The organism is Amycolatopsis sp., assembly GCF_025464955.1.
Classification (GTDB): Bacteria; Actinomycetota; Actinomycetes; order Mycobacteriales; family Pseudonocardiaceae; genus Amycolatopsis.
Window position 1 is genome coordinate 76302 of sequence record NZ_JAODNM010000052.1, and the last position, 16687, is coordinate 92988.

The window sequence follows — 16687 nt, forward strand, 5'->3', positions numbered from 1 at the left end:
CACCCCAGTGGCGTTCAACGCCACAAGAGTGGCCCCGAAGGGTCATTGCACGCGCAATAACCAGCGTGTGCAATGAAGTTGACAGGATGGGAGGACGAAGTAGTGAGTGAAGGGTTCGTGCTGACGGGCGGGCTGATCGTCACCGACGAGGTGGCGGACGGCTGGGTCGCGGTGTCCGGCGGGTTGATCGCCGAAGTCGGAACCGGGCCACCGCCGCCGGGGGAGCAGGTCGACGTCGAGGGCGCGCTGGTCGTGCCGGGGTTCGTCGACATCCACAACCACGGCGGTGGCGGCGGATCCTTTTCCAGCACCGATCCCGCCGCCGCGTTGAGTGCCGTTCGGACACATCGGCGTCACGGCACAACGACGTTGCTGGCGAGCCTGGTCTCCGATCCGGTGCCGGTCCTGCGCTCGCAGATCGCCGCCCTGCGCGAGCTCGTCGACGATGGCGAGTTGGCCGGGATCCACCTCGAAGGCCCGTTCATCTCGAAGGCTCGGTGCGGCGCGCATGATCCCGCGGCTCTGCGCGAGCCCGATTCGGCGACGGTCGCGGCACTTTTGGCCGCGGGCGGCGGTTCCGTGCGGATGGTGACGCTCGCCCCGGAGCTGCCAGGCGGGGTCAAGGCCGTCCGCCAGCTCGCCGAAGCCGGGGTGATCGCCGCGCTCGGGCACACCGACGGCGTTGAGGAGCAGATCCGGCCCGCTCTCGACGCCGGGGCGACGGTCGCGACGCACCTGTTCAACGGCATGCGCCCGCTGCATCACCGCGAGCCCGGCCCGATCGGCGTGCTGCTCGAAGACCCGCGAGTCACCGTGGAACTGATCTGTGACCTCGTCCACCTGCATCCCACCATCGTTCGGCTCGCCGCGAAGCACGCCGGGCGCGGACGCACGGTGCTCATCACCGACGCGATGTCCGCGACCGGCGCGCCGGACGGCAGTTACGTTCTGGGCAGACTCAAGGTCGACGTGCGCGACGGCGTCGCCACCCTCGCGCGCAACGGTTCGCTGGCCGGGAGCACGTTGACCATGGACGTCGCGTTCCGCAATCTCGTGCTCGGGGCCGGGCTCGACCTCCTCGATGCCGTGCACGCGACCTCCGGGAAGCCTGCTGAGCTGCTCGGGATCAGCGATCGCGTCGGGGCGCTGCGTCCGGGACTCTCCGCCGACCTCGTCGTCCTCGACGCGGACTTGCGGCCTTCGAGGGTCCTGCGACGCGGCGAGTGGGTCACGTTCTCGTGAGTGTTCCGGCCGCTTACGGTGTCCTGCGGGACACCCGCACCCGGGCGTGCCGGAACACTCACGAGCCCTGACCGTGCAGCAAGATGCGTGAAATGAGTCGCTAATGTGCACGGTTTTGCGGGTAGGCTGTGGCCCAGCTCGCCTGATGTGCCAGGATTTCCTACTATCGCTGCGCTTCGTCCGAGCAGAAGGATTGCGCACACGAGAGTGGGAGAAGCACCGATGGCCCGGCACGAACGGTTGAGCCTGCTGCTGGACATGCTGGGGCAGCGGGAAAAGATCGACGTCGAGGAGGTCGCGGCCGAGCTGGACGTGTCCGCCGCGACGATCCGCCGGGACCTCGACCACCTCGACGAGCAGCAGCTGCTGACTCGCACCCGGGGTGGCGCGGTGGCCAACGACATCGCCTACGACCTCCCGCTGCGCTACAAGACCGCGCGCAACGCGCCCGAAAAGCAGCGGATCAGCACGGCCGCGGCGGCGCTCATCGAGCGTGGCACGGTGGTCGGCCTCAACGGCGGCACCACCACGACCGGCGTCGCCCGCGCCCTGGTCATGCGCCCGGACCTGGGCACGCGCGGCGACGAGCCGAGCTTGACCGTGGTCACCAACGCGCTCAACATCGCCAACGAGCTGGCGGTGCGCCCCAGCGTGAAGACCGTCGTCTCCGGCGGCGTCGCCCGCCCTCAGTCCTTCGAACTCAGCGGCCCGCTCGCGACGCTGGTGTTGGGTGAGCTGACCATGGACGTCCTCGTCCTGGGCGTCGACACGATCGACCCGGTTTTCGGCGCGGCCGCCCACCACGAGGGCGAAGCCAGCATCAACCGCCTGATGGTGGACCGGGCCCAACGGGTGATCGCGGTGGCCGACAGCTCCAAGCTCGGCCGTCGTGCCTTCGCCCAGATCTGCCCGATGGACCGGGTCGACACCCTGGTCACCGATACCGCCGCCGACGCCGAAGTCCTCCGTGCCTTCGAGTCTGCCGGCGTCACCGTCCTGGTCGTTTAGCGCGCTCCAGCCCGGATCTGGGTTAGGTTGGGGCGATGGCGAAGGATTCCGCTGTCGAGCTCGAGGTGGGGGACCGGATGGTCCGGCTGTCCAGTCCGGACCGGGTGTACTTCCCGGCCCGCGGCGAGACCAAGCTCGATCTCGCGCGGTACTACCTCTCGGTCGGTGACGGGATCGTGCGGGCGCTGCGGGACAGGCCGTGCATGATGCACCGTTTCCCGACCGGCGTCGCCGGGGAGAAGGTCCACCAGAAGCGGGTTCCGAACGGGGCGCCGCCCTGGTTGGAGACCGTCCGCGTGGACTTCCCGTCCGGGCGGCACGCCGACGAACTGTGCGTCACCGAGCTGGCCGGCGTGGTGTGGGCGGTGCAGATGTCCACTGTGGAGTTCCACCCGTGGAACTCCCGCAAGGCCGACACCGAGCACCCGGACGAATGGCGGATCGACCTCGACCCGATGCCCGACTGTCCATTCGACAGCGTCCGCCGCGTGGCCAAGGTCGCCCACGAGGTGCTCGACGAGCTGGGTGCCGTCGGCTGGCCGAAGACGTCCGGTGGCAGTGGCCTGCACATCTACGTGCGGATTCGGCCGCAGTGGGGGTTTCCCGAGGTGCGCCGGGCCGCGCTGGCGTTTGCGCGTGAGGTCGAGCGGCGTGCGCCCGACCTCGTGACGACCGAGTGGTGGCGGAAGGACCGCGATCCGTCCACAGTGTTCGTCGACTACAACCAGAACTCCCGCGACCACACGATCGCCAGCGCGTACTCGGTCCGCGGCGTGCCTGAGGCGCTTGTGTCCACGCCGATCACCTGGGATGAGATCGACGACGTCGAGCCGCGCGAATGCACCATCGCCACCGTGCCCGCCAGGTTCGCGGAGCTGGGCGACCTGCACGCCGGCATCGACGACGCCGTGTACTCATTGGACACTCTGCTGGACTGGGCGGACCGGGACGGCCTGGAGTAGCTCAGCCGCGCAGTGACTCGGCGAGTTCGGCGCGGCGGGCGAAGACCGAGTCGCGGAGTTCGTCCATCTCGCGCAGCGCCTGCTTGCGCTGCCGTTGGGGAAGCCGGTCCAGGTAGAGCCCGCCATAGAGGTGGTCGGTTTCGTGCTGCAGGCAGCGCGCGAAGTAGCCGCGGCCTTCGATGACCAGTGGCTTGCCGTCCTTGTCCTGCCCAAGCCCGAGCCGTCTCCCACGCCGAGCCTGTCGATGCTGCCGAGCCATCCGGTGCGCGTGGCGCTGCTGGATCTGCTCGCCGAGGTCGGGACGGTGACGTCGACGGAACCCGCCCGCAAGCTGGGCCACAGTTCCGGGGTGTGTTCGTTCCACCTGAGGCAACTCGCCCGGCACGGGCTGATCGAAGTGGTCCCGCGGACCGGCGGCCGGGCATGATCGTGGCGGCTGCGCTGGGAACGGCCGGGGGAGCCGGAGCCTTCGGGGTTCGAGACGGTGTCCAGGGAGCTGGAAGACGAGAGCTACCAGCAATGGCTGTCCCATCGCGAGCAGGCGCCGCCGGATTGGCAGCGTGACGAGACGTTCAATGCGGTCGTGTACCTCTCGCCGGCCGAGTTCGTGGCGATGGCTCGGTCGATCCGTGACGTCGTCGAGGACTACGAGAGCCGGGCCCGCCGGCCGGCCACTGGTGCTCGGCCTGTCGCGGCCGTCGTCCGCCTGTTTCCGTTGCTTACTGAGAGTTCCCGGTAAGCGCTGGCAAAGAGATCGATGTCCGGTTAACGGCCGTCGGAAGAATTCACTCCGTTGCGCTAACAGAACATTGTTTACTACTTTGGTAGGTATTCCGACTTAACGGATAAAACGGTCTTCCCGCCTGGGTTTTCCGACTGTCCACGCTGGTCTTTGGTTGAGCGCTGAACCGCCGATGTACCAACATGAGTGAGTGGTCTGTACCAGTTTCACGGTCGGTAGTGGTGACGCATCGTCATCGGTGAAGAACCCATTGCCAGGTGGCGGACTAACGGGGTATAACTTTCTTCACAGCTAGGATTAAGTCGGTAACTCACCTACGCACCGCAACTGAATTTACCAGCTCGATTGTTCGGCCATGCCGTTCTTCGGCCCACCGCCGGCAGTGGCGACCGTCGATCCGGTCTCCGCGGCGGGAAGCCGGTCGTGACCTGCTCGCACTCCGGTCCCCCCAGGAGATTTACCATGCGCACAAACAGAATCAGAGCGCTCGCCATAGCGGCCTTGCCGGTCGTGGCGGGCGCTGCGATCATCGGCCTCACCCCCGGCGTCAGCGAGGCGGCCCCGCTCGCCGGCGCGGCTTTCCCCGCCCACTACTCGGCCCCCTATCTGCAGATCAGTGATGGCACGGCCGGCGACATGAGCACCGACATGAACGCCACCGGCACGAAGTTCTTCACGCTGGCCTTCCTGACCCCGCAGTCCGGTTGTACACCGGTCTGGGAGGCCAACGGTACGGGCGTCGGCTCGTTCAAGTCGCAGATCAGCGCGCTGCAGGCGGCAGGCGGCAACGTCATCCCGTCCTTCGGCGGTGCTGCGGGCGGCGAGCTCGCCCAGACCTGTACCACCACGTCGAGCCTGACCGCGGCCTATGCCAACGTGGTCAATTCCTACGGCACCAACCGCCTGGACTTCGACATCGAGGGTGGCGTCCTCGGTGACACCGGGTCCACCAGCCGCCGCGACTCGGCGCTGGCCGCGTTGCAGGCCCAGAACCCGGCCGTCCAGGTCGACTTCACCCTCGCCGTCGCCCCGAACGGGCTGCCTGGGGAGGAGATGGGCTTGCTCCAGGACGCCAAGGCGAAGGGCGTCAAGGTCAGCGTCGTCAACCTCATGACGATGGACTTCGGTAACGGCCAGAACGCGCTGAACGATGCCTTGTCCGGGGCCAGGGCGACGGCCGGCCAGCTCGCCGGCCTCTATGGCATCTCGACGGCGGCGGCTTACGGAATGATGGGCCTTACCCCGATCGCGGGCCAGAACGACGACAACGAGTTCTTCAGCCAGTCCGACGCCCAGACGTTGGAGAGCTTTGCCGCCACGAACGGCGTCGCCGAGCTTTCCTTCTGGGAAATCGACTTCTACGACAAGCCCACCGGCTACGCCTATTCGCGCATCTTCAACGCCATCACCGGCGGCGGTACGACCCCGCCGCCGCCCCCGCCCGGCGGTTCGATCACCGGAATCGGCGGCAAATGCGTCGATGTCACCGGCGCCAACGCCGCGAACGGCACGGCCATCGAGCTCTACGACTGCAATGGCACCAATGCGCAGAAGTGGGCGTCGTCCGGTGGCACGCTGCAGTCGCTCGGCAAGTGCATGGACATCAACGCCGCCGGGACCGCCAACGGTACGAAGGTCCAGCTCTACGACTGCAACGGCACCGGTGCCCAGCAGTGGACGCACAACTCGTCGAACCAGCTGGTGAACCCTGTGTCGGGCAAGTGCCTCGACGCGACCGGCCAGAGCTCCGCGAACGGCACGCTGCTGCAGATCTGGACCTGCGCCGGCAGCGCGAACCAGCAATGGACCCTGACCTGATCGGCGGCCCCGGTCAGCGTTGACCGGACGCTGGAAGCGGAGGCCTCTTTCCCGGCATTTGCCGGGAAAGAGGCCTCCACTGTCGTACCCGATGCGTAGGCTTCGCCGATGACGTCCGAGAAGGTCGACAGCCCGAGCGGTCTCGCCGCCGTCGTACTGCTCTTGAGGTTTCTCACCGAGCTGGCATTGCTCGCGGGCCTCGCCGTGGCAGGTGCGCGGCTCGGTTTCGTCCTTTTCGCCGGGGTGGGAGTCGCGCTCGCCGTGACCGGCCTCCTGGTGGCCGGGATCGTGCTGGCCGTGGTCGGGATCGGGCTCGCGGCCGCCACGAGAGCCCTGCCGAAGTGAGCCAGGCCGTGGCCACGACATGGCGACTAGGGCTCTCTGGCGCAACAGATCACTAAGCGGCGGGAGCCGCAGCGGTGACGGTGATGGTGGCGAGCGCCGGGGCCGAGCGTAGGCCGGTGTTGTCCGCGGTGGCCGTCACCGACACCTGGTAGGTGCCGGGCGCCACGCCGGCGCCGGCGTGCAGGGTCACCGTGCGCGAAGCCGTTCCCCCGGAAGGGATTCCGGAGATGATCCCGGTGCCCGCCGAACCACCCGAGGACAGCGGCGCGGTGATGCCCTTCGGCAGCTTCAGTTCGTACACCGCGTTCGACGTCGTCGCGCCGGTGCCGAAGGCGGTGACCGTCAGGGCCGCCGCGCCGCCCGCGGACACCGTCACCGGACCGGCGGACGTGATCAGCCGGCTGCTGCCGGTGCCGAGCGCGGGCGGCTGGTCGGCGACGTGGGATCCCCAGGTCGCCGTGGCCGGATTCGTGATCGTGGCGATGTCGATCTTCTTCGCCGCGAGCAGGTCCTTGTTCGCGAGCCAGCTGCGGGTGCCCTGATCGACGCCGTCGACCTTGACCCCGGCGACGTACTGCAGCGTCGTCGAACTCCCGCCCGGTGAACTGATCGTCGTCGACTTGCCGCCGTTCGGGGTGATGACGGACCTGTCGAACATCGGCGCGGTCACCTCGAAGTTGCCCGAGCCCGGCTGCGCCTCGAAAATGCCGAGCATCCCGAACACCAGCCACGACGAAATGGTGCCGAGGTCGTCATTGCCGGGCATCCCGGTCGGCGAGTCGGTGAACAGCTGCCGTCCGGCGCGGAGGATCGCCGAGGTCTTCCACGGGCTCGACGTCCACGAGTACATCCACGGCGTGTGCAGGTCGGGCTCGTTGTTGGGGTTGAACGCGAACGCGTTGGTGTAGGCGTACGGGCCGATCACCCAGTCCTTGCTCGCCGCCGTCGACGGGTGCGCCAGGACGTCCGGAGTGGTGAAGAAGGTGTCGAGCCGCTGTTCGGCACTCGCTGGGCCGCCCATCAGCCGGAACAACGTCTGCGGATCCTGCTGGACGAGCCATTGGTACTGCCAGCCGGTGCCCTCGTGGAACCCGGCGCTCTTCGCCGGATCGGGGTCGCCGACCCAGCTGCCGTCGGCCGCCCTCGCCTGCGGGAAACCGGTGAAACCCTTCGACGTCAAGGTCGGGTTCCACTCGTTCACGACGTTGTCGCAGCGGTTGCGAAGGGTGTTCGCCTGGTCGGTTTTGCCGAGCCCGGCGGCCATGGTCGCGAGGGCGCAGTCGGAGTAGGCGTATTCGAGTGTGGCTGAGCCGGCCTGGCGCGTGTCACCGAACTTCGGGCCGCTCAGATTCTGGTAACCGATGTACCCGTTCTTGACGTACGTCGGGTTGCCGTCGCGACCCCGGGCCTGCTCGGCCGCCGGCGGCACCTTGTTCACGTTCTTCCACAACTCGGCGTACAACTGAGTCGCGAGTGTGTGATCGAGCAGACCCCGCGAATACAGCGTCACGATGAACGCGGTGACCGGGTCACCGCTCATGACGTTCGTTTCGCTCTGCCCCAGCGCCCATCTCGGCAGCCAGCCGCCCTGCTGGGCGATGTCCAAAATGGACCGAGCGATATCGGTGGCTCGTTGGGGTTCCAGCATGGCGACCAGTTGGTTCTGCGCGCGATAGGTGTCCCACAAGGAAAGCATCTGATAGTAGCTGTGTCCTGGGCCTGCATTGTGCAGCGCGTGGTCGAAGCCCTGGTAGGTGCCGTCGACGTCGGAAGCCAGCGATGGATGCAGCAACCCGTGATAGAGCGCGGTGTAGAACGTCGTGAGGTCGTCGGTCGAGCTGCTCGCGACGTCGACGCGGCGCAGCTCGTCCTTCCACGCTGTGTGCGATTCGTTGACGACCGTGTCGAAGTTCTTGGTTCCGTGCTGTGCGGCAGTTTCCGCGAGGCGGTTGCGTTGCGCGCCTTCGACGGACGAGTAGGAGATGCCGGTCATCGTCGTCAGCGGTTGGGAGGTCACGCCGTCGAACGACAGCAGCGCACCACCGGAGGCGTCCGCCTTGCCTGCTGTCGGAGTCCCACCGCGACCGTCCCAAGTAGAGTATCCGGTCATCGGCTGCGAAAGTTTGGTGCTGAAGTAGATGGTGTAGCGGTCGCTCCCGGTCTCGCCGCAGAAGTTCCCACCGGTGGCGTAGCCCTGGATGGTGGTGGAGTCGACCACGGTGAGATGGCTGTCGAACACCGTGCCATTGCCGTCCGCGACGTTGATCAGCAGCTTGGCGTCGGCGGTGCCGGCGGGGTAGGTGAACCTGTCGTAGCCGACGCGTTCGGTCGACGTCAGCTCGGCTTGGATGTCGTGCGCGTCGAGTTTCACCGAGTAGTAGCCCGGCCGCTCGACCTCGTTGGTGTGGGAGAACGAAGACGCCGTGGCCGCATGCGCGGTGGAGGTCACCTGGCCGAGCGTCGGCATGATCTTGATGTCGCCGGTGATCTGGCAGCCGACCCCGGACAGGTGCTCCTGGCTGAACCCGAGGATCGACGAATCGCCGTAGTCGTAGGAAGTGTAGGAGTTCGTGCGGGTGTCAGGGCTGTTCTCCGCCATGCCGAACGGCCGGGAGGCGCCGGGCCAGGTCGTGCCCGCCTCGGTGTTGCCGATCTTGGGATCTACGTAGGTCGTCGGATCGCTCACGAGTTTGGGCGACGTCGTCGCGGCCGCGAGACCGGATTCGCACGCCAGGATCGCCGCGCTCGCACTGAGCGCGACCGTGGCCATGACCAACGCTTTCGAGAGCGGGCTTCGGCGCTTTCGGACAAGTGAGAACATCTACCCGCCTCGTTTTCTGCTGACATCGTTGTCATCAGCACGTGTCGGGTACTTTTTCACGTGGTTTCGAGGCCGTCAACCGGGACGGAACCAGTTGTCCGGAAAGCTGTCCGCCTGCCCGGCAGAGGACTACCGCGCGTCGAGGAACCAGTGATCGCCCGTCGTCCAGCCGAGGAAGCGGACGCCGCGGCCGTCGGAGTTCCCGGCGAGCACGTCGGCCAGTCCGTCGATGGCGGGTGTGAACCGCGCTCCGAGCCCGGCGTCACGAACCGCCGCACGTAGCCGCATCAGCGATGCGTGCTGCTCCCTCGGCTCGGCGAAGCTCAGGAAGAAGATCGCCTGCCGCCAGGCGTAGGCCGCGTTCTTGAGCGAAACCAGCGCGTGGTGCAGGTGCGCGGGCCGGATGGCGAGCCGCCGGACCGTCCACTCGAACGCGCGGTCAGCGAGGTCCGGGGCGACCTCGGCGACGCGGGAGCGCAGGCTCAACGTGAATACCAGGACGGCGAGGTTCTGGGTGGTCAGGATCTGGCTCTGCTCCAGTACCGTCCCGTTCGCGGCGACGCCGTAACCGCGCCATTCCCCCGACGACTCCTTTGCGCGAGCCGTGCACATTTCCGCGAAGTCGTCAGCGGTCGGCTTGCCCCAACGGAGCTTGGTTTTGATCGTCGAGGGCTCGGTCCAGACTTCCGCGGAGGGCAGGTCGTAGTACCGCGCGTAGAGCGAGCCCGCCAGCGAATCGCTCGTGATTTTCGCCGCCTGACGCCATTTCACCGTGAACTTGCCCATGAAGATGTCGGCCGCGAGCTCCTCCACGAGCGGCAGGGTGACGCCGGCGCGGACGGCGAGTGCGCCGATCTCCCGGACGAGCGGATTCGGCAGCACCGCGTGCGGAAACGAGGTCACCGCAAGCATCGTCGTCTGCCGGAGGACCCGGAGCGCGTCCGACGACGCGTCGCCGCGCTCGCCGTGAAACGCCTCGACGGCGCCGATCCACGGCAGCTCCTCGAACCGGACCTGGTGTTCCAGATTGAGCAGCAGGAAGCTTCGCCGACGTCGGAACGCGGCGTAGACCTGCGCATACACCCCGGCAAGGTCGGCGTCGGCGATGGTCGAGGCCACGGTCTGCGACGTGAGCTGCGGCAGGACCTTGGCCAGCACCTCGCCCGACGTGATCACACCGCGGTCGACGAGTTCGCCCACCGGGGCTTCCAGCGCACGGGTCACCCGCTTGACGAGGTGGTCCGGCAGCGGCTGCCCGGCTTCGACGTCCGCGTGCTCACCCTCGGCCACCGGCACGGCGAGCGGCTCCACCGCGGGGATACCGCCGTCGTCCGCGTAGCTGTCCAGCCGCATAGCGAGCACCTGGGCGAGCACGGCGTGGGTCGGTCGTGACGCGGCCGCTGCCTGGATGGCGCGCAACGCCGCCCGCGGCTCGGTTCCCGGGGCGCCGTGTTTGGTGATCGTGTTGGCGAGGGCGCGGCGGATCCGGCCGACCTCGCGTGCGGACAGCCGGCCGCTGTCCTCCGGGCAGGCCTCCAACGCCTGCCTCAACTGGGCGAAGTTGGACTTCGGGTTCCGGTGCGCGCTTGACCGCTGGTGGTCCCGGACAGCGGTGCGGTAGTCCTCCAGCCAGGCGTTTCGACGCGCTGTCCAGTCGGCAGGCCACCGGCGGCACGGCCAGCCGCCGGCCACGTTCGCGTTTTCGTCGAGCCGCGGCAGCGCGTCGTCGACGGTGTCGCACCACTGCGCGACAAGCCGGTCGTAGAGCGGATTCCACACCCGAAGCGTTTCCAGCATCGCTGCCAGCGGCGGCCGGGTCGTCAACGATCGCAACCGCTCCCGCACCTCACCGGTGGTCTCCAACCGGACGAGCGCGCCTGCCGGTCGGGGCAACGACCGGAACCGGGGTGTCATCCGGAGGCGGTGCAGCAGCGGGCGGAGGTCGGCGACCAGGTCCAGTGCGAGTTCGTGGTGCCCGCGGTCGATCAGCCAGGCCACGACCAGCAGCGCGGCCTCCTCCGGGACGTCGACGTAGTAGGTGCCGGTGCGCAGCGCGGTGACCAACTCGGCCTGGCCCTCGTCGCTCAGGTACCAAAGGTTGAGCCGCTCTCGGGCCGTGCGGCCCGGTATTCCGTCCGGAAGCTCGACGAGCCGGTCCGATTCGTCCTCGCCCAGCGGGACTTCGGCCAGGTATCGGCCCGTCGCGAAACCGCCGTGCGCCACCTCCAAGGTGACCCACGCGGGCGTGTCAGTCACCGGGGTCCGGGATCCGACCTCCAGCGTGCCGTCGGCCAGGCCGTCCAGCACGGCCGTCCACCGCTTTACCTTCGCTTCGGCACGGCGCCGCGAGCCTGCGTTACCCCCGGAAACTGCTGTCCTCAGCGCGCGGTCCAACTGGGTGACGGCGTAGTGGGGTGACGCGGTGGCGCGGGGCTCCTCGGACACGAGATCTCCATACGGGTAGGGAAGAAGACCTGGTGGCGAGAGTCGAACTCGCGCCCTCCCGGGTGAAGTCGGGTGCTCTACCGCTGAGCTACACCAAGAACGGACTGACATCGACGCGGAGACAGGATTCGAACCTGTGCCCTCCCGGTCCAAGCCAGGTGCTCTGCCACTGAGCTACTCCGTGATTCGGCGTGTTCACCCTAGCCAACGCCGGTACTTGGCCGCCGCTTCTTTTCCCAGCTCGGTCCACTGGCCGTGATCGCTGAGGCTGTTACCGTGCCGAAGGATCAGCTGAACATCGGGGAGTGGGCATGGATCTCGGGTTGGCCGGCAAAGTGGCCGTGGTGTGCGCGTCCAGCCAGGGGTTGGGCCGTGCGTGTGCGCAGGAACTTGCCCGCGCCGGATGCACTGTCGTGGTCAACGGGCGCGATCCGTCGACCACCGAGCAAGCCGCGGAGGCAATCAGCGCGGAAACCGGCGCGCGGGTCATTCCGGTGGCCGCCGACCTCGGTACCCACGATGGGCAGGACCGGTTGCTCGGCTCCGTTCCCCAGGTCGACATCCTGGTCAACAACAACGGTGGGCCACCGTTCCGTGACTTCCGGGAAGTCGACCACGACGCGCTGATCGCCGGCGTCACCGCCAACATGGCCACTCCGATCCGCCTGGTGCAGGGCGTGGTCGACGGCATGGTGGAACGCCGGTTCGGTCGCATCGTCAACATCACGTCCGCGTCGGTGAAGATGCCGTTGAGCGGCCTCGACCTGTCGAGCGGTGCTCGAGCCGGACTGACCGGCTTCCTCGCCGGCGTCGCCAGGTCCGTCGCGCACGCGAATGTGACGATCAATTTCCTGCTCCCCGGTTCCTTCGACACCCGCCGCTTGCGGTCCGGCCAGGAAGTGGCCGCCCGCAACCTCGGTTCGACCCCGGACGAGGTGGCCGAGGGCGCTCGCTCGGCTATTCCGGCTAAACGGTTCGGAGACCCCGCGGAATTCGGCGCCGCCTGCGCGTTCCTGTCTTCGGTACATGCCGGTTTCATCACGGGTCAGAGCATTTTGCTCGACGGCGGGGCGTATCCGGGAATTCTCTAGTGTGTGCGTAGAAATCAGGTCGCCCTACTGACGGCACTGGGTGTCGACAACTTCGGTTCCGGGCTTTTCCTGCCGCTCGCCCTGGTGTATGCGACCCGTGTCGTCGGCCTCCCGGTCGGGTTGGCCGGAGCGGTTGTCGCGGCGGGCACCGCGGCAGGGCTTTTGGTACCGCCATTGGCTGGACGGCTTGTCGACCGCTTCGGTCCCAAGGCGGTGGTTGTCTCCGCGCAGTTCGTCCAGGCGGCCGGCGCGGTGGTGTATCTGGTGGCGGACGGGGTCGCGTCCGTGTTCGCGGCCGCGATCCTGCTCGCGGCCGGTCAGCAGATGTTCTACTGCGCGCTCTTCGCGCTGATCGCCGACGTGGCCGGGTACGGCTCGCACGACCGATCCTTCGCGGTGGTGGGAATGGTGCGCAGCGCCTGTTTCGGGCTCGGTGGCCTGGTTGTCGGGTTAGTGCTCACTGGGGCGGGGCCGATCGGCTACCGGGTCGCCGTCGCGGCCGACGCCGTCAGCTTCGTCGTGGCGGCGCTGCTGCTCATGTCGCTGCTCCGGATTTCGCACCCGCACCAGGACGCGCGGACGACGTCGGCGAGCGTGCTGCGCGATCGGCCGTACCTGGCGCTGATCCTGGTCAGTGTCCTTCTTGTGCTGCCGCTGGACTTCTTCCTGGTCGGCATCCCGGTGTACGTCCTCGAGACGCTGCACGGGCGGACTTGGATGCCCGGTGCCGTCCTCGCGCTGCTGACCGCTGTCACCAGCGTCGGCGGGACACTCGCGTTGCGCGCGACCCGGCGGCTGACCCGCACCACTGCGATGTCTTACGGCGCCGCGCTCTATGCGGCGTGGGCGCTCGCGACGATGGCCGCGGTGCTCGTGCCGTCCGGCTGGCGGCCGGCTTACCTGCTCGGCACCACGTTGCTCATCGCGGCGGCCGGCCTGGTGTGTGGGCCGAGGGGCAACGCTCTTGCCGAAGCGGCCGCGCCCCGCGCTGTCCGCGGCCGGTACCTCGCGGCGTACCAGTACGCGTCCACCGCCGCCGGGGTGCTCGCGCCCGCCGTGGTCGCCTTGCTTGCCGTCGCGGTCTGGCTGCCATGGCTGATCGTGGCTGCCGTGGCGGCTGTCGCCGGGGTCGGTCTTCGAGTGCTGGCTCCGCGTCTGCCCCATTCAGCGGTAACCGGCGACGTTGCCGAATCGACAATGTCTTAACGGACAATCTGTGTTCCCCAGGGCTGCCACTTAGTGTTTCATAATTTGTTTCATGCCGTGTCCCGTTCACCGGCACTTTAATGGTTTGCTCCACATCGGTCGATTATCGCCAACCCCTTGCCAGGCGCACTTCGGTTTGGTTTTCTCAAAGCCGTAGCTGAACTAGATCGATGACGACTATGTTCACTGAACCGAAGGAATCCGTTATGTCGAAGCGTGCTCGTGTCAGAGCGTTGTGGACAGTCACGGCGGCCCTCGCCGTCGTCGCGGTGGCGACGAGCGCGGCGAACGCCGCGCAGGCCCCACCGCCGAGTTCGCCCGGCACCGTCCACGAGTGGCTGACCCAGCCCGGCGTGGTGACGCCCACGGACGCCCAGCTCCCGTGGCAGACGCCCGCGGTACCCGGTCAGACCACCGTCCGGCTCGACCCGAACCTGAAGTACCAGTCGGTGTCCGGGTTCGGGGCGGCCATCACGGATTCGTCGGCCCAGGTCCTCTACGGGCTGACCCCGCAGGCGCGGGACGAAGTCATGACGAACCTGTTCGACCCCAAGGCCGGGGCCGGGCTGAGCTTCCTCCGCCAGCCCATCGGCGCGTCGGACTTCGCGGTGGGCCAGGACTACAGCTTCGACGACGTTCCCGCCGGTCAGACGGACTACCAGCTGAAGCATTTCACGATCGCCCACGACGAGACGCAGATCCTTCCGTTGGTGCGGCAGGCGAAGAAGCTGAACCCGCAGCTGCAGATCGTCGCCAGCCCGTGGAGCCCGCCCGGGTGGATGAAGACGAGCGACTCGATGATCGACGGCAAGCTCATCGACACCCCGGCGGTCTACCAGGCGTACGCGAAGTACCTGGTGAAGTTCCTGCAGGCCTACCAGAAGGCCGGGGTGAAGGTCGACTACCTGACCGTCCAGAACGAGCCGCAGGCGCTGGAGCGCAAGAACTACCCCGGCACCGATCTCCCGTGGGAGCAGGAAGCCAAGGTCATCAGCGCGCTAGGCCCCGCCATCCGCGCCGCCGGTCTCAGCACGAAGATCCTTGGTTTCGATCACAACTGGGCCGAGCACCCCGGTGACATCAAGTCGCACCAGGCCGCCGGCGAGGACCCGGAGCCGAACTACCCGTACGACCTCCTGGCGACGAACGCGGCGAAGTGGATCGCCGGCACGGCCTACCACTGCTACTACGGCGACGCCACTGCGCAGACCGCGCTCAAGGCTTCGTTCCCCGGCAAGGACATCTTCTTCACCGAGTGCGAAGGCGGTGACTCGTCGACGACGCTCGCCATCATGCAGAACTGGGGCCGCAGTGCCATCGACTGGAACATCGCGCTCGACGAGAACCACGGTCCGCACCTCGGCGGTTGCGGCACCTGCAACGGCACGGTCACCGTCAACTCGGTGACCAAGGCGGTGACGTACAACGACCAGTACCGCGACCTGGAACACTTCGCCAAGTTCGTCCCCCAGGGCGCGGTCCACATCGCGAGCACGGTGACGTACACCAGCGGCACCAGCACCCCGATCACCACCGTCGCGTTCACGAACCCCGACCACACCACGGTTCTGGTCGCGCTGAACACCGGTACCACGGACAAGACGTTCAGCGTCGTGTCCGGCAACCAGTCCTTCCAGGCCACCCTGAGCCCCGGCGCCACCGCGACCTACCAGTGGGGCACGCCCCGGCACTGACGTTTCCGTTCCTCCGATTCCCGGCCGCATCCGTTTGCGGCCGGGAATCTTTTTACCGCAGCAAGGACTGGGGCCGGCGCAGGTTTGCGTTAGGCGGTAGGTCCGGTCTACTGCGGCAACGACCGGGGCCAGGGGACTTTCCTTGCGGTCAACGCACGGATAACGCCGTTCGCACTTCGGCAATCACGTTAAGCGACCGGCCTCGTCAGCCTGGTGTATGCGTGAGTGACACGGCAACAGTCGCAAGGCGCATTCTGTTGCGGTGGCAGCCTTTCCGAATAATCGATGACTACGTTCCGCGATAATGTGTATGACCTGAACGTGTTTCGAATAAACGTTCGATCCGTAGTAGAATAAAGGAGTGCCCAGCGTAACGACCACCCTCCCCGATCCCGCCGATATCCGGCGTGCGGATCCGGCGACGCTGGTCGAGTACGCCCGTGCGATCACCCGGGAGATGAACCGGTACACCGCGCTGCTGGGTCTGGTGGTCACCAAAACCGAGACTGACGGCATCAAGGCGACTCATCAGTACAACTCGGCGGTGCAGTGGCTGATGCATACGACGGGGATGTCCGAGCCCGCGGCGCGTCAGATCGTGGTCCGTGCCCGCGGCACCAACTCCTTGTACACCATCGACGGGACAGAGGTCCCCGCAGTCGCGCCCCTGACCGGTCTTGCGGCACTGGCCGGTGCTCTCACTCCCGCGCATGTGGACGTGATCGTGAAGACGATGACGGCGATGCCTGCGACGGTGTCGGAGGAGGATCGGGTGGCGGCGGAGAAGATCCTGATCGGTGTGGCCCGGGCTGCGTCCCCGGTTGAGGTGAAGAAGGCCGGTGACCGGATCCTGGACACGGTGGATCCGGATGGGCCGGAGCCGAAGGATCCGCCGGAGAGACCGGAGCGGGAGTTGTCGTTCCAGGAACACCGTGACGGCTCCGCGACGCTGAAAGGCAAGTTGGACAACGTGGCCTACGCCCAGTTGCGGGCGGCGTTGGATCCGTTGGCGAAGCCGCAGTCGACGAAAGCGGAAGGCCGCGACACTCGGAGCCAATGGGAACGTCACGCCGACGCGTTGGTCGATCTGGTCCGCCTCGCGATGACCGTCGACGAGATCCCGACTCACGGTGGTGACCGTGTGCACGTGGCGGTCACCGTGGACTACGAGACGTTGAAGTCCGGTATCGGGACGGCGATGCTCGACTATGGCGGTGTGATCACGGCAGCGGAAGCGCGGATGTTGGCGTGTGACTGCAAGGTGATTCCCGCTGTTCTCGGGACCGAGAGTGAGCAGATGGATTTGGGGCGGT

The 16687-nt window shown here is 67.3% G+C and carries 13 protein-coding genes, 2 tRNA genes and 1 pseudogene; 11 read left to right on the forward strand and 5 right to left on the reverse strand.

Going from position 1 to position 16687, the window contains the following annotated elements:
- The first annotated feature begins 117 nt into the window (after window positions 1-117).
- From nagA to ligD, 3 genes are all read left to right on the forward strand, one after another.
- On the forward strand, window positions 118-1242 hold the full coding sequence (gene nagA, locus JWQ81_RS11335) for an N-acetylglucosamine-6-phosphate deacetylase (RefSeq protein ID WP_297540437.1): 1125 nt from the start codon (window positions 118-120) through the stop codon (window positions 1240-1242).
- A 222-nt stretch (window positions 1243-1464) separates the two neighbouring features.
- On the forward strand, window positions 1465-2250 hold the full coding sequence (locus JWQ81_RS11340) for a DeoR/GlpR family DNA-binding transcription regulator (protein ID WP_297540406.1): 786 nt from the start codon (window positions 1465-1467) through the stop codon (window positions 2248-2250).
- Between the two features lie 35 nt (window positions 2251-2285).
- Window positions 2286-3212, forward strand: a complete 927-nt coding sequence (gene ligD, locus JWQ81_RS11345) for a non-homologous end-joining DNA ligase (protein WP_297540408.1) — start codon at window positions 2286-2288, stop codon at window positions 3210-3212.
- A 1-nt stretch (window position 3213) separates the two neighbouring features.
- Here ligD and JWQ81_RS11350 read toward each other — a convergent pair.
- A pseudogene (locus JWQ81_RS11350) lies at window positions 3214-3423 on the reverse strand (peptide deformylase); the annotation flags it as partial.
- 57 nt (window positions 3424-3480) lie between these two features.
- Between JWQ81_RS11350 and JWQ81_RS11355 the strand changes: the two are divergent.
- The 4 genes from JWQ81_RS11355 (at window position 3481) to JWQ81_RS11370 (ending at window position 6117) form a co-directional block, all read left to right on the forward strand.
- Window positions 3481-3639 carry a helix-turn-helix domain-containing protein gene (locus tag JWQ81_RS11355; RefSeq protein WP_297540410.1) on the forward strand — a complete coding sequence of 53 codons (159 nt, stop codon included), beginning with the start codon at window positions 3481-3483 and terminating at the stop codon, window positions 3637-3639.
- Window positions 3640-3696: 57 nt separating this feature from the next.
- The gene (locus JWQ81_RS11360; protein WP_297540412.1) at window positions 3697-3951 is read left to right on the forward strand and encodes a hypothetical protein; all 255 of its coding nucleotides are present in this window, start codon (window positions 3697-3699) and stop codon (window positions 3949-3951) included.
- 465 nt (window positions 3952-4416) lie between these two features.
- The gene (locus JWQ81_RS11365) at window positions 4417-5772 is read left to right on the forward strand and encodes a ricin-type beta-trefoil lectin domain protein (RefSeq protein WP_297540414.1); all 1356 of its coding nucleotides are present in this window, start codon (window positions 4417-4419) and stop codon (window positions 5770-5772) included.
- A gap of 108 nt (window positions 5773-5880) precedes the next feature.
- Entirely contained in the window at window positions 5881-6117 is a 237-nt protein-coding gene (locus JWQ81_RS11370) for a hypothetical protein (RefSeq protein ID WP_297540416.1), read from the forward strand.
- Between the two features lie 52 nt (window positions 6118-6169).
- Here the strand turns inward: JWQ81_RS11370 and JWQ81_RS11375 are convergent, their stop codons facing one another.
- From JWQ81_RS11375 to JWQ81_RS11390, 4 genes are all read right to left on the reverse strand, one after another.
- Window positions 6170-8938 carry a GH92 family glycosyl hydrolase gene (locus tag JWQ81_RS11375; protein WP_297540417.1) on the reverse strand — a complete coding sequence of 923 codons (2769 nt, stop codon included), beginning with the start codon at window positions 8936-8938 and terminating at the stop codon, window positions 6170-6172.
- Window positions 8939-9067: 129 nt separating this feature from the next.
- Entirely contained in the window at window positions 9068-11383 is a 2316-nt protein-coding gene (locus JWQ81_RS11380) for a hypothetical protein (RefSeq protein WP_297540419.1), read from the reverse strand.
- A 27-nt stretch (window positions 11384-11410) separates the two neighbouring features.
- Window positions 11411-11481, reverse strand: a tRNA-OTHER gene (locus JWQ81_RS11385).
- Window positions 11482-11496: 15 nt separating this feature from the next.
- Window positions 11497-11567 (reverse strand) — tRNA-OTHER (locus tag JWQ81_RS11390).
- A 127-nt stretch (window positions 11568-11694) separates the two neighbouring features.
- On the opposite strand from JWQ81_RS11390, the gene JWQ81_RS11395 reads away from it, so the two are divergent.
- From JWQ81_RS11395 to JWQ81_RS11410, 4 genes are all read left to right on the forward strand, one after another.
- On the forward strand, window positions 11695-12474 hold the full coding sequence (locus JWQ81_RS11395) for an SDR family NAD(P)-dependent oxidoreductase (protein WP_297540421.1): 780 nt from the start codon (window positions 11695-11697) through the stop codon (window positions 12472-12474).
- 3 nt (window positions 12475-12477) lie between these two features.
- A complete protein-coding gene (locus JWQ81_RS11400; RefSeq protein WP_297540423.1) occupies window positions 12478-13680 on the forward strand; it encodes an MFS transporter in 1203 nt (400 codons plus the stop codon).
- A gap of 206 nt (window positions 13681-13886) precedes the next feature.
- Window positions 13887-15374, forward strand: coding sequence for a glycoside hydrolase family 30 beta sandwich domain-containing protein (locus JWQ81_RS11405; RefSeq protein ID WP_297540425.1), 1488 nt, complete (start codon window positions 13887-13889; stop codon window positions 15372-15374).
- A gap of 361 nt (window positions 15375-15735) precedes the next feature.
- A partial coding sequence (locus JWQ81_RS11410) for a DUF222 domain-containing protein (protein ID WP_297540427.1) occupies window positions 15736-16687 on the forward strand: 952 nt, incomplete at its 3' end.

Bases quoted from the DNA above. Each gene is read 5' to 3' on its own strand.
- JWQ81_RS11340 (WP_297540406.1), top strand. From the start codon at position 1,465: ATGGCCCGGCACGAACGGTTGAGCCTGCTGCTGGACATGCTGGGGCAG.
- ligD (WP_297540408.1), top strand. From the start codon at position 2,286: ATGGCGAAGGATTCCGCTGTCGAGCTCGAGGTGGGGGACCGGATGGTC.
- JWQ81_RS11365 (WP_297540414.1), top strand. From the start codon at position 4,417: ATGCGCACAAACAGAATCAGAGCGCTCGCCATAGCGGCCTTGCCGGTC.
- JWQ81_RS11370 (WP_297540416.1), top strand. From the start codon at position 5,881: ATGACGTCCGAGAAGGTCGACAGCCCGAGCGGTCTCGCCGCCGTCGTA.
- JWQ81_RS11375 (WP_297540417.1), bottom strand. From the start codon at position 8,938: ATGTTCTCACTTGTCCGAAAGCGCCGAAGCCCGCTCTCGAAAGCGTTG.
- JWQ81_RS11395 (WP_297540421.1), top strand. From the start codon at position 11,695: ATGGATCTCGGGTTGGCCGGCAAAGTGGCCGTGGTGTGCGCGTCCAGC.
- JWQ81_RS11405 (WP_297540425.1), top strand. From the start codon at position 13,887: ATGTCGAAGCGTGCTCGTGTCAGAGCGTTGTGGACAGTCACGGCGGCC.